The sequence below is a fragment of the Bordetella genomosp. 9 genome (assembly GCF_002261425.1).
Taxonomy (GTDB): domain Bacteria; phylum Pseudomonadota; class Gammaproteobacteria; order Burkholderiales; family Burkholderiaceae_B; genus Bordetella_C.
Window position 1 is genome coordinate 2,167,756 of the sequence record NZ_NEVJ01000003.1, and the last position, 13,499, is coordinate 2,181,254.

The window sequence follows — 13,499 nt, forward strand, 5'->3', positions numbered from 1 at the left end:
TAGGCAACACGTAGCGCGGGAAAAATAGGAAATTTCTGAGCCGTGGCTTTAGGGAAAGTTACGGTTCTACAGGCACAGCGGCCTCAACAGCTGCGGCTCATGCGCGGCGGCCCGGGTGTTCGAGGCGAAGTGACCTGTCGGAATGAGTCGATTCGATGCACCGAAAACAGCCTGTCCATGCGGATGAATTGGCGTTCAACGATCGGTGGCTTCGACACTGGCAGCGCGCAAGCGATCCAGATCCAGAATAACGATCTCGCCGAACTTCAGATCTACGATCCCCTCGCTCTCAAGATTCCTGAGCAACTGGTTCGTCGTCTGCCGAGTGAGCGAAACCATTGCAGCCAAAGTGTCCTGCGAGAGTTTTATCCTGCTTTGTTCCGCATTGATTCCCCCATAGCCACCCGCGATCAGCAACAGGCGGCTTGCCAGGCGCTGAGCGGCGGGCAGCAGCATCATGGCCTCGCTGCTCTCAAAAGAGACCCGGATTTTTTGCGCCATCAACAAACCGAAATTTCGCCAGTAGCCCGGATGAGATCCAAGCAGGCTTTCCAAGGCGGGCCCAGGGACGTGCAGCACGAGCGTCTTACCAATTGCTGAAACATCGTGCGGGCGGGGCAGGCCGTCGAACATGGAGACTTCTCCGATCCAGGCGGTCGGCCCGAGCACGGCGAGCAAGGCCTCTTTCCCATCCGCGCCAACGGTGCCGATCGAAACCGCACCGTCGAGAATCGCGTACAGGCCGAACGACCGTTCCCCACGCCGATAGAGCGGTTGTCCCTTCTTCAATCGGAGCAGCTCGGCGCGCGCGACGAGATAGTCCTGAAGCTCGACCGGCGAATCCTTGAACCACGACGTCGTGGCAAGTTGCTGTCGATAGTGTCGTACGTCGGAATCCATAGTGTCCCAATCTGTCGGGTAGCCGATAGATCATCGACCTGCATTGACGGCATGATCTGGCCTCATATCCGACGCCGCGGGAAAGTGATCGCGCGCGTCGGCCCTGTTCGAACGGCACGAGTGGCGGCAATGGCAAAATACCTGAACCTGTCCGCGTACGCGAGCTGAACGAATGCCCCTTCGAGGTACATAATCGTGGAACATAAGCGCATTCCGGGTCTCGTCGACGTCATCAAGGTGGATCAGCCCGAGGGCATTTTGCAGGTCGCGCGTGACGGCATGGTCGACCGCGCGTTTGGCGCTGGCAAGCCATTACTCAACAGCCTGCTGGTCCGCCGCATCCTTGGCGTGCTGTCCTACAACGGCCGTCGATTCCCGACGATGAGCGCGAGAACGGCACCCGGGCGCGAGATCCGGCAGGACGCGCTATGGGAAAAACTCAATGCCGCCGCGCCGGACGTCCGTGCGGCCCCCGCTGACCTGGAGCCGTTGGCAGCGTGGGTACGCGGCTCAAATACAGACGCCGCGGTGGGACCGCTCGTGCAGCAGGTCATCGGCCGCCTGTTCAACCCCACCTTCGAAGGGGGCGAGCACACCTGGGCCGCCGCGCAGGTGATTGCCGCGTCGCTGGCGCCGGGCAATGCGCTGCGTAATCTGAGGTGGAAGATGACGGGCAAGGTGACGCGCGCCAAGGCCTTGCTGGCCTCGATGGTGGGCGGAGACCTTGCAGGCGTCCATGCCGTGAGCGTAGCGATACACAACGTCGTGAAAGGCCTGGGCCAGATGCGCGGCCTGTATCTCGATGCCTCGGTTCGGCGGACACTCACGCCCGAGATGGCCGGCCAGCGCTGCCTGTTCGCCCCGAGCGTGGTGCTACGGCAGGCGACATCGCGTGGATCGGTGGCTGGCTGTCCCTATGCATCGGGTACGCTGCTGTTGCTGGAGCTGGAAAAGGCCAGGCAGGCCAGTGGCGACGATTCGATGGTTTTCCTGGCCAATACCTGGAGCCGCTGCCCGGCCGAACAATGGGTGCCGGCGATGCTGGAAGGCGTATGGAGGCGAGCCACAAGCGATGACGCGACCACGGACAGTTTCGGCGCATGTCCGCGGCCTTGACCTTGACCCTGACCCTGACCTTGCCCTTGACGCAATAAAAACGCCGCTCATAAGAGCGGCGTAGATACCTGTACTGCAGGACAGATTCTGGTGGTGGGTCGTGCGCGACTCGAACGCGCGACCAACGGATTAAAAGTCCGGTCATCCTTGACGCTATTGCTTGCTTTCCGGACAATTTCTGTTCTCGCAGCCCGTTCTGAGCACAGGGAGAACAGCATGGCATCAGTCAGCAAGTACCGCGGCAAATGGAAATGCCAGGTGCGCCGCAAGGGCAACCCGGCGCTGTTCCGCACCTTCGACCGCCACTCGGATGCAGTGGCCTGGGGCCGGGAAATGGAGGCGCAGATTGACGCGGGCCTGACCATAGTTGTTCCGAAGAAGCGGGACGTGCAGACGGTGGCGGACCTGCTGGACTGGTACCTGGGGCTAGACGAGGCGAAGGCGAAGAAGTCCCATCAGGACGACAAGGAACGCGCGGAGCGGATCAAGAAGCACCTCGGGAAGCTCGACGCCATCAAGGTGAACTCGGACCACCTCAAGGACTACAAGAACATGCGCCTGGCGATGCCGCGATCGGCCCCGCAGACCGTCCAGCACGAGCTGGCGCTGCTGCACCGGGCATACGTGCTGGCCGTGGAGGAGCTGCGCTGGCGGCTGCCTGAGGGCGTTCCGAGAACCCGCCGGCCGGTAATCGACAACGCCCGCGACCGGCGGGTGCGCCGCGACGAGCTGCTGCAGTTGATCCAGCACACCGGGTCCCGGGAGGCCGCCATCATCATGGAGCTTGCCGTGGAGACAGCCATGCGCCGCGGGGAGATTATGGGACTGGAGTGGGAACGGATCGACCTGGAGCGGCAGTCCGCCTATCTGCCGGACACGAAGTCCGGGAGCCCGCGCACCGTCCCGCTCTCCCGCCGCGCGGTGGATCTGCTGAGGTCGGTCAAGCGGGAGGACGCGACGGGGAAAGTGTTCCATATCGCGGATGCCAGCGTGAGCCAGGCGCTCAAGCGCGCGGCGAAGCGCATCGGTGCGCAGGACCTGCGGTTCCATGACTTGCGGCACGAGGCTACTAGCCGGCTATTCGAGAAAGGGCTGAATCAGATTGAGGTCGCCCGGATCACCGGGCACAAAACCCTGTCCATGCTGAACAGGTACACCCACCTGGATGTCCAGCACCTAGTGGGCAAGCTTGGCTGACCAGGCCCGCAGGGCTGCCTTGTCGGCATTGCAGAGGTCCAGGGCCAACCGTTCGCGCTGTGCGAAATCCGCCAGCGCCCCGTTGGTCCGCTCTTGCGGCGGCTCTGCGTGGAGGCAGTCCTCCAAGTACTCAGCGGGCGGTAGCGGTGCTACCGAACAGGCTGTCAAACACAGCGTCAGGCACAGCAGCGTCAGCCCAGCTCCGGTTCGCTTCCAGCGCATTGGCGAGGTCCTTTTGTTGTTGTCGGTACTTGGAGTCCACCTTGTCGCGCTCGGCCTTGTATGCCGATCCTGCGGCTTTGGCGGCCTTCTCGCCGGCCTGAGCCGTCTTCACGTCCTGGCGCAGCTGAGTGACCTCCGCGGTGTAGTGGCGGAACATCAGCCCCAGGGCCAGCAGTAGTGCGGCTACAGCCGCGGCCAGGCCCAGGGTAAGTTTGCTAGGGAGCACAGGTGTAGTCTCCGGTGCGGAACAGCTGGGCCTCACACGCGCGCCGGGCTACCAGCCCACGCAGCACGCGGCCGCCGGCCTGGTTCCATCTGGGGAACTCGGCGGCTGCGCCAGCGTAGTCGTTCCGGTCCACCTTCTTGGCGATGGTGGAGCGGCAGTAGGCCCCGGTCCCGATGTTGTGCGTCAGGGATACCAGAGCGTCGAATTCGTATTGAGTCAGGACTGCGTGGGGGCTGCATCGCTGGATGGCAGCAGCCGAGGCGGCAGCGTCAGCTGCTCGCCAGGATTCGCACATAGCGTCCGTAGCACGCATGCCGCGGCGCACGTCCGGCCCTGTGTGTCCATCGCAGATAGTCGGCACGCGCCAGCCGAGCACGGGGTCCGGGTAGGCGGTGTAAACACGCTGCTCATAGCTGGTGATGAAGCCGAGCCCCGCCGCGGACGCCGCGAGCAGGCCCACGGCAATCCGCTGGCGGATGCCCATTACGAGCCTTCGGCGGGAACCAGGGCAGTGCAGGCGTCGGCGCAGGCTTGGAAGAACGCGCCCAGTTGGGCGGCGCGCTCCGGGCCGGCTTCGGACACACGGCACAGCGCTTCCATCTGGCTGATGGCGCGCGCGGCGTCCTGGCGCAGCGCAATGCTGCGATTGACTTGGCCGGGATACGGCAGGTCGAGAAAGTTCATGCTCACCTCTTGTACTTGTTGAATAGGGACCCGCTGCGCCGGCCCTTCGGCCCCTGCGTCGTGCGGTTGTATCCGAGCGGGTTCTTCTTCCACTCCTCGAACTCGCGCGTGCGCTGGCGTTCGATGGCCTTCTCCTGGTTCACGCCCAGGACGTTGGTCCAGTACCGCACCGCGCCGGCGAGGGCGTCTACGCGGTCGTCGTGCGTCAGCGCATGCTTCTCGCGCGTGATGCTCTTGATCTGGTTCAGCAGGCTGTAGGAGATGCGTTGCTCGTTCGGATAGGCCAGTAGCGTGTCCATCTCGTTGCGCGGAATGTCGTCGTTGAAGACGAGTGCGCCGCGGGCGATGACGGGCTCCAGCACGTCGATGATGCGGAGTTCCTTCTGGCCGGACTCGAACACCTCTTCGATGGCGCAGCCAGCACCCATCGTCTGCGGGTACTCGGCGCGCAGGATCGGCAGCCAGGAGTTCAGGTATGCACCGTTGCCGAAGTTCTTCTCGACGAGGATACGATTCACCTTCCAGTGGCGGGCGATGCCAGCCAGTTTGCGGAAGCCCTCGACGGAGAACCCGCCTTTGATTCCGGCGCAGGCCAGAACCCAGATGTTGCCGTTCAGGAACCCGACGACGGCATAACCCGTCTCGTCGCCGTTCTTGCCGCCCCCAGCCGGGTCCACGTACATGACGACGCCTTGTAGGGGCGCGCGATCCTCGCCTATGCTGGCGGGCATGTTGAACGTGTACGTCCGGCCGTTGACCTCGTAGCGCACCACCTGGTGCTCCAGCATCCCGGGCGTAAGCATCAGCGGGAACTGGTCGCTCATCACGCGCAGCACCATGATTTTGTGCAGGCGCAGCGGGAAGCGGTCTTCGTCCGCCAGCGTCGTGTTCAGCATGTGCTGGAGCTGGAAGTACGAGGGGCCTTGGTCGGCTTCCTTCTTCTGGAGGAATTCTTCTGTGCCGGCCGGCAGCGCCGCGTCAGTGGGCTTGCCCTGGTCGCCGAGCAACCCGCCACCGGACATCAGCGACGGGTCTGCCTTCATGCGCCGCAGAAGCAGCGGGGCCAGCATGCCGCCATAGTTGGCGAGCTGGGCCTGCGTAGGGTAGCGGCCGGTCCAGATGCGGACGATGTAGCCGCGGCCCGGCAGCGTGTTGTAGATCGAGTTGACCGACTGGGGCGTGCCCAGGTAGATGATTCGGCCAGTGGAGCAGATGGATGGGAAGTCCCGCGTCAGCTCCAGCAGCTGTTCGCGCTGGTGCTCCGTGAGGGAGTTCTTCTTGGACTCCACGTCATCCGCGATCAGCAGGTCCGCGCGCTTCCCCTGGATGTTCGCGGAAATGCCCATGCACGCCACGCTCGGGCTCTTGTCCAGGCCCTTCAGCGAGTGGTGTACGTCGAATGCTTCTACCGACGTGCGGTCGCCGGCCGTGCGGTCAGGTCGCAGGCACTCCAGCACGTCCATCGTGAGGATGATCCGCACGATGAGGGTGGAGATTTCGTTGGCCTGTGTGCCGCCAGCGGACACGATCAGCACCCGATAGGATGGGTCGTGTATCAGGCACCAGACAGCGTAGGCGGCTGTGATAGTTGTTTTTGCCTGCCCACGCTGCGCCTGAACCATCAGGTAGTGCGGCCCGAACGCGATGAACTCAGCGATGTCTTCTTGTATTTCTGTGGTGCTGAATCCCAGTTCGGACATTACGTCATGCAGGAACGGTACGAAGGTCGGGTACGCCTTCTGGACCAGCTCCAGCATGTCCCACCGAGCTAATGCAAGCTCGGCAGCCTCTCGCTGGCTCATGCCGCTTGTGCCGCCTTGGCGATGATGTCATCCGCTTCTGCGTCGGATAGCTCGGCGGTCTTGTTCTGTACCAGCTTCAGCCCGCGCTTCTCTGCGCGCTCCTTCAGCTTCTGCTGGAGGTCTTGCAGTTGCGAGTTGTCCTCGATGGACGCAGTGATCTGGTTGTCCTTGAGGAACTTGATGGCGGCCCCGATGTCCGCAGCACTGGCCTCGTCCGCGTTGATGCGGCGGGTCAGCTCCTTCGCTACGGCACCGTGCAGCTCGCCAAGAGCGTCAACGGTTGCCTTCGACATGTTCTAGTTCTTGTTCTTGAAGTGCGCCACCACCTTACGGATCGTCTCCAGCGCACGCGGCGCGATAGCCACGGCGTGGACGAACAGGTAAACGATGGTGAAGATGGACACCCAATCGGAGAGAGGGAGCCCCAGGTAGGTATACCCCGCGCCGGCCACGCCAACCGCGGCGGGCACGCCGGAGTCGGCGGAACGGACAATCATTGTTTGTCTCTTAGAAGTTGTGCGAGGTGCGCCAGCAGGCGCGGGTTGTCTGCGAGTACGCCCGCCAGCCCAGAGGCCAGCGCGCGCACCACTTGCTCCTCCGACATTGCGTCGGGGAATACGATGCCTGCGCTGTGGATCAGCGCGTGGAATGTCTCGTGTATGAGTGTGTCCGCTTCTTCGACGGACTTCATGCCGTCACGGATGGTGATGGTGTGCGCGTCGTAGTCGCACAGGCCGAAGGCACGGCCCTCGGTCCTGCGCTTGTACTGAACAGCCCACCTCCTGCCCGCGATTCGTATGCGGGCCGGTCGGGACCTTTCCATCAAAGCCGCGTGTGAGCGTTGATGAACACCACGTACTGCGCGCTGCCGGTATCCACATGCGCGTAGCACGTGGGGGACACCGCACCCTCGGCGCCAACCATGTCTATCCAGGTGGTTGACGCCCCATCCCATAGGCCCTGAGAGGGGAAGCTTATGATGATCTGGCCGCTCGTCGTTACGGTTGCGCCGTTGCGCAAAGATGCGAACGCGGTGACCGCCGCCGATCCGGAAACGATGCGGGCGTCCAAAGTCGAAATTACAGCCTCGCCAGCCCAGCGCAGAAGCGGAATGCCTATAACCGCCACGTCCGTGGTAGAACTGATCGGGGCTGGTCCGGCCGATCCGGTCACGGACTTGGGAATCCGGTTGAACCAGCTTGCGACTCCGCGGGTGGCGGTCGTGTCGGTTATGACCCCGCCGGCACTGGGTCTGAACATTCCCACCAACAGGCGCGAGGCGTCACCAGTTTTAATTTGCCGCCCGTCAGGCCCAGTTGCCCGTGCCCACGCAGTACCCGTGCCCCATTCAAGGGCCGGCGCACCGTTATTCGGGTATGCGTACACGTAGTAGAGCGCCGCCGCAGTCAGCCCGGTGGGCACAACCTCCAAGCCGTTCTCCGGAATCTGTAGGGTGGTTCCGCCAAGCGTGATGCGGCTGCCGTTGTATCGTGACAGCTTGATCGAGTTGGCAGCTGTGCCGCCGTCAAGGCGGCACTCTGCGAACAACCCGGTGAAGTTCTGCACCTCGTCCAGTGCTGTTTGGGCTGCTAGGACGGCTGCGCCGGCATCCGCCACCGCATCCGCCGAATTGTCCAAAGCTTGCTGGGCTTTGCCATTGATGCCGTTGGCAGTGGCAAGCGCCTGGCTCGCATCCTCACGTGCGTCGTTCGCAGTGTTCGCCGCAGTCTGAGAGGCCGCAAGCGCGAAGCTCGCATTGGTGCTCGCCGTGCCGGCCGTGCTGACCGCAGCCTGTGCCGTGGTCAGCGCCGTGAAGCTGCGCTCGATGGCGTCGGCCGAGCTGGCGTTAATCTCGTCGAACCGGTCTACCATCTCGGCCGCGTTGAACACGGCTTGTTTGGCGATCTTGTCCAGGTTCGATTCGTTCATTACCGCGCCGTTGGAGAAGTCCACGAGCGGTACAGTCTTCTGTGTGTCCCGGAAGACCACGAGTCGGAAGTTCGCGGCAGGTGCCGGCGTAACCTCTATCGTGTTGGGACCCGTGAGAACCACAGGGCTGACATCGGTCTTTATGCCCGAGTCCATGTCGTACAGGTACGCCTTCACGTTCGCAGCATCGATATAGCCGCCCGTGAAGTTGAACTCGAACGAGGTCTGCGCCCCGTCGCATGGGAATTCCTGCATGGAGTTCCGTTCACCGTCCTGCCCTGCGGAGTTGATCCACGGATTCAGCTCTTCAGCTGCCATGAATACCCCTTCTAATTGTTGTCTAATCGGGTACTGATTGAGCCGCCCGAAGGCGGCCCATATCAGTCCTCGTCCCGCAGTAGGTTGCTGTAGTACGTCCCGGCGATGGAGTTGCCACCAGGAAGGATGCGCAGGATATTGCGAGCGTCCTTGCGGTGGTTGCTCGATTGCCCCGTCAGCAGTGAGCCGGCGCTGTTGGCGGCCTTCGACAGGCTGCCGAAGTAGCCCATCGCCGCCACCGGCCCGGAGCCCGCCTGGTAGGTGTTGCCGCCGAAGACGACCTCGCCCACACCGAACATTTCGGCCGCGACGCCGCTCATGTTGAAGTACGTGAGCGTGCCCTGCGCCAGCTTCCACGGCGTGGTGTTGTCCTTCACGTATTGCTCCGCCTGCGACTTGTCCATGCCCATGGTGTTGACCTGGAGGCGCGCGTAATACAGCAGCGCGGCCCACGACATGCCCACAGCAAGCGCCGTGTACGTGTTCATGTCGTTGATGGCGAGATTGCGCCCCAGCTGCTTCTCCATGGAGGTCAGGCCGAAGTTGTGGAACTGGCCGATGACTGCACCCAGCGGGGACTCGCTGCGCCACATGGCCGCCTCACCAATCAGCGAACGCTGGAAGGTCTGGTACGTCACGCGGTGCATCGCCTCGATGAACTTGTCAGCGGCTTGCTGATCGTCCCACTCGTCCCAGCGGAACGCGTCGCCCTCTTTCCGGGCTGCCTCGTACTTCTCCAACTGTCCGCGGATGCGCTGCGCGGTTTCCCCATCGATGCCCGCGTCTGCCAGGCGACGAACGGACATGCCGCCCTCCTTGCCGCGGATAGCGTTGGTCAGGTCCTCAGCGAGCACGGGGAGGAATCCCTTGTGCAGCATCTTCTGGACAAAGTTGGACCCGTTCAGCCAGGACACCAGCTGAGCCGACTTCTGCGACACGCGAAGCAGTCGCTGGCCCATGCCGGTCATCGCGCGGCCATTCGGCAGCACATCGGCAGTCATGGCGTGGATGCGGTAGTCCTGCCCCAGGAGCCCGGCCGCCCGGTTGGCGAGGGACTTGTACAGCTCAGTCTCGCCGCGGAACCCATAACCCAGCGTCTTGAACATGCCACGGAAGCCAGCGGCGGTAGTCACGTTCGCCAGGTCGCCCAGGTTCGCAATGCCCAGCTTGCCCATCGTGGCCGCGTACGTGAAGTTCTTGAGCGCAGCCAGGATGGGATGGTCCGATGCCTTCATGGGCTGGAAGCCAAAGGCCCGCCCGGCGAACTGCAGCAGCTTCACATCCTCCGGCGTCGCGCCGTCCTTGGTCGCCAGCGTAAGCAGCGCTTCGAAGTCCTGGTAGTCCTTGAAGCCCGCCTTCGCCATCGCGTTCTGCCCGGCGAATCGGTGGGCCGTGTGCTGCACGGTGGAAACCATATCGTGCTCCACGAAGTCCAGCAGCCGGACGCCATCCACTTCGCGCAGCAGGTCGAACTCGGTACGGGTGCGATCCCGCACGCGGTCACCCAGCAACTGACGGAACTTGGACACCACATCATCGGTCAACTGCGCGCCGTGGAAGTTCTCGTCCAACAGCTCGGCGGCCATGTTCTCGAACTTGCCCTCGTCCATGTTGGTCCGCGTGTCCGGGTCCCGCACGGATTCGGTCAGGCGGGTGTTCACCTGGTGCTCGACCTGCTCCATCAGCCGCGCGCGGGCGCGTGCCAGCTGCTCGGGGTCCGCACCACTCGCCAGCATCTCCTTGATGACGGGCTCCACGTTCATCTCCACGTACTGCTGCGTGAAGTTCTTACGTAGCGCCTCCCAGGTCTTCGGGTCGCTGCGCAGGGCATCCCCGAACCTGTCCCACTTCCACACCTGCGGCATGAACCCCACGATCCCCGAGCCCTTTACGTTCTCGGCGTACTCGTTGCCCACGGCCTCGCCGTCGCGAACCATCTTGGCAATCTGGGAATCCATAGCAGCGGCGATCCGCTGCACCTCGGCCGGCGCGGTAGAGACATGCTCGCGACCTTCCTTGATCGCGGCGCGGCGGCGCAGGCGCTCCTCTGCCACCTGGTCGGATATGCGCTCCACAGCCTGCCGCGCGCCGCCGAGCATGGCGTAGTCGGCCCGCTCCTTCGGGGACATCAGGGACACCATGTCCTTCTGGATGTCCATGAGATAGCTGTCGCGGTATCCGCGCTGCATCATCTCGTAGTTCAGTGCGACGGTGCCCTGCCCGGGCCGCTTGCCGCTACCCATGGAGTTCTCGAACAGGATGCTGCCGGCGATCCGCGCCACCTTGGACTTGGAGCGCGAGAGGACCACGCCGGGAGACGCTGCCCACTCATCGCCCTTCTTCAGCCACTCGGGGCGGCTATCCAGCCACTTCTGTGCGCGCTCCGCAGTTTCCCGAGCCTCGGGGCTCAAGTCCTCGCCTACGGCCTCCAGCGCGTCCTTCAGTTGCTGCTCCCGCACGGTCAGCGGAATCTTTTCGTCCGCCGGGAACAGGTGCAGGCCAGTGTTGCCAGACTGCCCCGGAAGCGGCGCTTCTATGAGCCTGTCGCTCAGGTCGAGCGCCTTCAGGAACGCGTTGTTGTCCTGCGGCCCCAGGCCCAGCAAGGTGCGCACAAGCTGCACCGCGCGGGACAGCAGGGACTCGCCCGTGTCCAGCTTGGTGGCGGACAGGCGGCGGACGAATTCCGAATCCCCGGAATACAGCCCCGCCACGAACTCCTCAACGGAATTGAGGTAGTACTGGGTACCGCCGCCCGCGTCTGCGTGTGCCTTCTGCATCTGTGTCCGCAGCGTATCCAGCTCCGCGGTCAGCTTGCCCACTGTGGATGTCGGGTGCTGCTTGCCCAGGGCGATGGCGTCCAGCGTCGCCGCGTGGGAGATTTCGTGCAGGACGATATGCTCCGGCGCACCGTGGGCAACGTTGACCGTGCCGGACACGGGATCGTAGTACGCCAGGCCCTTGCCGTTGGTGTGCCGGCGGATGTCCTCGGGGGACCAATAGCCCATGACGCTATCGGGGAAGCGCTGCTCCCGCAGCCGGCCGGCCAGCGTGCGGATCAGGGGGTCCTGCGCCTCGCGCGCCAGCCGGGACAGCTCACCCTTGACGGTGGACGCCCGCGCGCCAGCCGGCAGCTCGGCCCGGGGCCGCGGCAGGGGCGTAAATGTCGCGCGCTCACGCTGGGCAGCATACGCGGCGTCCAGGACTTGCGACAGCACCGTGCGGGCGGTCTTGGGCGCGGCTACGCCTTCGCGCTGCTTCCGCAGCTGCTCCAGTTGCTGGTCAACCTGCTGCACACGCTCGGTGGCCTGTTGCGCCTCCGCGTTACGGCGTACGGTATCCTCCAGGCGAGCCACCTGGGCCTCCACGTCAGCCTGCTTGTCGGCCAACTCCTTGCGCGCGCGCTGGTTGGCCTCCCGGTACTTCATGCCCTGGTCCTGGTACATCCGGGTCAGGGCCTTCTCATCGTCCGCCGTGGGCATACCCTGGCGCAGCGCTTGGATGTCGCCCCGAGCCTTGGAGATAGCGCCCGGGTCGGCCAGCTCCGCGGTGGCGGGCGTGAGCCCGGCCCGCTGCGCCTCCAACGCCTCTATCTGCTTGTCCAGCACGTATGCCTGCCGCTCGGCAAGCGGGTCGACCTTGACGCGCGGGGACAGTCCCAGGGCTGCGCCATCAAGGCCGCCCAGGTCCGTGGAGATGGAATGGTCCAGGGTGTCAGCCCCGAGGCCCGCGTCGCGTAGCTGGCCCTCTATCCAGGCTCTGCCCGTAGTGCCATCCACAGCACCCTGCGCAGCGCGCGCCGCCGCGTCCAGCACCGGGATGGCCTCCGGCTTGGCCTGCTCCGCCAGGTCGGTGTGCAGCCGCCCGTCGTGGCGCACCAGCAGACCACCGAGGGTGCCCAGCGCCGCGCCGGTAATGCCCTGGCCTACCAGCTCGCCCCAGGAGAACCGCTGGTTGTCGGCGGCCTCCAGGGCTTGGCCTATGGCGATGTTCTCCACAGCCGCAGCCCCAGCGCCCCGGGCGATTGACAGCGCCCTGCCGGCGGCTGCCGCGCTGCGGGCGGAAGCCACGGCTGCGCCCATCCCCATGGTGGAAATGACTGCTACCGGGTCCGCAAAGCCGCCGATCAGCTGCCCCGCAACCGCGCCGGCCTTATCCAGGCCCTGGGTGTTCGCCATGCGGCGCATGTACTCAAGGCGTTCCTGCGCAGTCTGTAGCCGCTGTGCGAAGTCATCCGCATTGCGCGACCCCAGCACGTAGTCCGCCAGCTGGTCATTGCCGTACACGCCGGCATCCTGCATCCGCTTGCGGTTGTCCTCGGATGCGGCGTCGAAGGATGGGTCAAAGTCACCGCGCTGGGCAATCTCGAACAGCTTGCCCGTCACAGTGCCGTGGACCATCGAGTCAAGCACGGACTCCTGGAATCCAGCGTGCAGCTGCTCGTTGGCAAGGCGTGCCGCGTCGTCGTCGTACAGGCCGGGCAGCGCCTCAGCTGCCTTGTTGAACTCGGCATCCAGCGCCGAAGGCTGCGACGCGCTGTCGAGCGGGACCTGGGAATACTGGGCCACGCCCTCGGCGCGTGCCTTCTCTTTGCTGTACGTGGGCTGGCTGGCGCTGTCCATGAACACGCGGGTCAGCGGGTCAGCGGGCTGGCCGGTGGCTACGGACTGCGCCACCCCCTTGAAGAACTCGGGATCGTACTCCCGGCCCTGCTCATGATTCGCGATCTGTCGAGCCAGGCTGGACAGCACCTCCGGGCTGCGCATGTCCAGCGGCGCATTGGGCTCTACGCCCAGACCTCCGGACACAGCCGCGATATACGCCTTTGTGTTGTTCTCGTTGGGCGGGGCGTAGCGGGTGATGATGCCTTCGACCGTGTTCAGGCCGTACTTGCTGCCGTAGGTCATCAGATTCTTGACCAGGGCCTTGCCGCCCGCGATGGGGTCGGGGAAGCGCGCAAAGCCCTTCTCGCCCTCCTGCTCCCCCTCGAAGCCAGCGCCAAAGCGTATGCTGCCGGGGTTGTTCAGGCGGACGCCTAATGGATCAGCCATCTATTCTCCTATGATTGAACGGTAAGCGTCGGCGGTGGGACTCGTTGGAATCCCACC

General features: G+C 64.3%; 13 protein-coding genes. 2 read left to right on the forward strand and 11 right to left on the reverse strand.

Features of this window, described 5'->3' with window-relative positions; translation table 11 throughout:
- Nucleotides 1-195 precede the first annotated feature (195 nt).
- Nucleotides 196-900: a Crp/Fnr family transcriptional regulator gene (locus CAL26_RS20915; RefSeq protein WP_094848654.1), complete on the reverse strand. Its 705-nt coding sequence runs from the start codon at nt 898-900 to the stop codon at nt 196-198.
- 195 nt (nt 901-1,095) lie between these two features.
- On the opposite strand from CAL26_RS20915, the gene CAL26_RS20920 reads away from it, so the two are divergent.
- Both CAL26_RS20920 and CAL26_RS20925 read left to right on the forward strand, forming a co-directional pair.
- Nucleotides 1,096-2,016, forward strand: a complete 921-nt coding sequence (locus CAL26_RS20920; protein ID WP_094848655.1) for a hypothetical protein — start codon at nt 1,096-1,098, stop codon at nt 2,014-2,016.
- Nucleotides 2,017-2,232: 216 nt separating this feature from the next.
- The gene (locus CAL26_RS20925; RefSeq protein ID WP_094848656.1) at nt 2,233-3,213 is read left to right on the forward strand and encodes a site-specific integrase; all 981 of its coding nucleotides are present in this window, start codon (nt 2,233-2,235) and stop codon (nt 3,211-3,213) included.
- On the opposite strand, the gene lysC is transcribed toward CAL26_RS20925, so the two are convergent.
- The 10 genes from lysC to CAL26_RS20970 all read right to left on the reverse strand — a co-directional run bounded on the left by lysC (nt 3,193) and on the right by CAL26_RS20970 (nt 13,442).
- On the reverse strand, nt 3,193-3,435 hold the full coding sequence (gene lysC / locus CAL26_RS28900; RefSeq protein WP_143277469.1) for an Rz1-like lysis system protein LysC: 243 nt from the start codon (nt 3,433-3,435) through the stop codon (nt 3,193-3,195). The two genes, CAL26_RS20925 and lysC, sit on opposite strands and share 21 nt — an antisense overlap.
- Nucleotides 3,344-3,661, reverse strand: coding sequence for a hypothetical protein (locus CAL26_RS20930; RefSeq protein WP_094848657.1), 318 nt, complete (start codon nt 3,659-3,661; stop codon nt 3,344-3,346). Before CAL26_RS20930 ends, lysC begins: the two co-directional genes overlap by 92 nt.
- Nucleotides 3,651-4,145: a lysozyme gene (locus CAL26_RS20935; protein ID WP_094848658.1), complete on the reverse strand. Its 495-nt coding sequence runs from the start codon at nt 4,143-4,145 to the stop codon at nt 3,651-3,653. Before CAL26_RS20935 ends, CAL26_RS20930 begins: the two co-directional genes overlap by 11 nt.
- Complete coding sequence (locus tag CAL26_RS20940) at nt 4,145-4,345, reverse strand: hypothetical protein (RefSeq protein ID WP_094848659.1); 201 nt, start codon at nt 4,343-4,345, stop codon at nt 4,145-4,147. The genes CAL26_RS20935 and CAL26_RS20940 overlap by 1 nt, the downstream gene beginning before the upstream one ends.
- Before the next feature lie 2 nt (nt 4,346-4,347).
- On the reverse strand, nt 4,348-6,147 hold the full coding sequence (gene terL / locus CAL26_RS20945) for a phage terminase large subunit (RefSeq protein WP_094848660.1): 1,800 nt from the start codon (nt 6,145-6,147) through the stop codon (nt 4,348-4,350).
- Complete coding sequence (locus CAL26_RS20950) at nt 6,144-6,440, reverse strand: hypothetical protein (protein WP_094848661.1); 297 nt, start codon at nt 6,438-6,440, stop codon at nt 6,144-6,146. The genes terL and CAL26_RS20950 overlap by 4 nt, the downstream gene beginning before the upstream one ends.
- Nucleotides 6,441-6,443: 3 nt before the next feature.
- Nucleotides 6,444-6,644 (reverse strand): hypothetical protein, encoded by a 201-nt coding sequence (locus CAL26_RS20955; RefSeq protein WP_094848662.1) that lies wholly within the window; start codon nt 6,642-6,644, stop codon nt 6,444-6,446.
- Nucleotides 6,641-6,838, reverse strand: coding sequence for a hypothetical protein (locus CAL26_RS28490; protein WP_218831569.1), 198 nt, complete (start codon nt 6,836-6,838; stop codon nt 6,641-6,643). Before CAL26_RS28490 ends, CAL26_RS20955 begins: the two co-directional genes overlap by 4 nt.
- 131 nt (nt 6,839-6,969) lie before the next feature.
- A complete protein-coding gene (locus CAL26_RS20965; RefSeq protein ID WP_094848664.1) occupies nt 6,970-8,394 on the reverse strand; it encodes a phage tail fiber domain-containing protein in 1,425 nt (474 codons plus the stop codon).
- 62 nt (nt 8,395-8,456) lie between these two features.
- Nucleotides 8,457-13,442, reverse strand: coding sequence for a hypothetical protein (locus tag CAL26_RS20970; protein WP_094848665.1), 4,986 nt, complete (start codon nt 13,440-13,442; stop codon nt 8,457-8,459).
- Nucleotides 13,443-13,499: the final 57 nt, after the last annotated feature.

Bases quoted from the DNA above. Each gene is read 5' to 3' on its own strand.
- CAL26_RS20915 (WP_094848654.1), bottom strand. From the start codon at position 900: ATGGATTCCGACGTACGACACTATCGACAGCAACTTGCCACGACGTCG.
- CAL26_RS20925 (WP_094848656.1), top strand. From the start codon at position 2,233: ATGGCATCAGTCAGCAAGTACCGCGGCAAATGGAAATGCCAGGTGCGC.
- lysC (WP_143277469.1), bottom strand. From the start codon at position 3,435: ATGCGCTGGAAGCGAACCGGAGCTGGGCTGACGCTGCTGTGCCTGACG.
- CAL26_RS20935 (WP_094848658.1), bottom strand. From the start codon at position 4,145: ATGGGCATCCGCCAGCGGATTGCCGTGGGCCTGCTCGCGGCGTCCGCG.
- CAL26_RS20940 (WP_094848659.1), bottom strand. From the start codon at position 4,345: ATGAACTTTCTCGACCTGCCGTATCCCGGCCAAGTCAATCGCAGCATT.
- terL (WP_094848660.1), bottom strand. From the start codon at position 6,147: ATGAGCCAGCGAGAGGCTGCCGAGCTTGCATTAGCTCGGTGGGACATG.
- CAL26_RS20950 (WP_094848661.1), bottom strand. From the start codon at position 6,440: ATGTCGAAGGCAACCGTTGACGCTCTTGGCGAGCTGCACGGTGCCGTA.
- CAL26_RS20955 (WP_094848662.1), bottom strand. From the start codon at position 6,644: ATGATTGTCCGTTCCGCCGACTCCGGCGTGCCCGCCGCGGTTGGCGTG.
- CAL26_RS28490 (WP_218831569.1), bottom strand. From the start codon at position 6,838: ATGAAGTCCGTCGAAGAAGCGGACACACTCATACACGAGACATTCCAC.
- CAL26_RS20965 (WP_094848664.1), bottom strand. From the start codon at position 8,394: ATGGCAGCTGAAGAGCTGAATCCGTGGATCAACTCCGCAGGGCAGGAC.
- CAL26_RS20970 (WP_094848665.1), bottom strand. From the start codon at position 13,442: ATGGCTGATCCATTAGGCGTCCGCCTGAACAACCCCGGCAGCATACGC.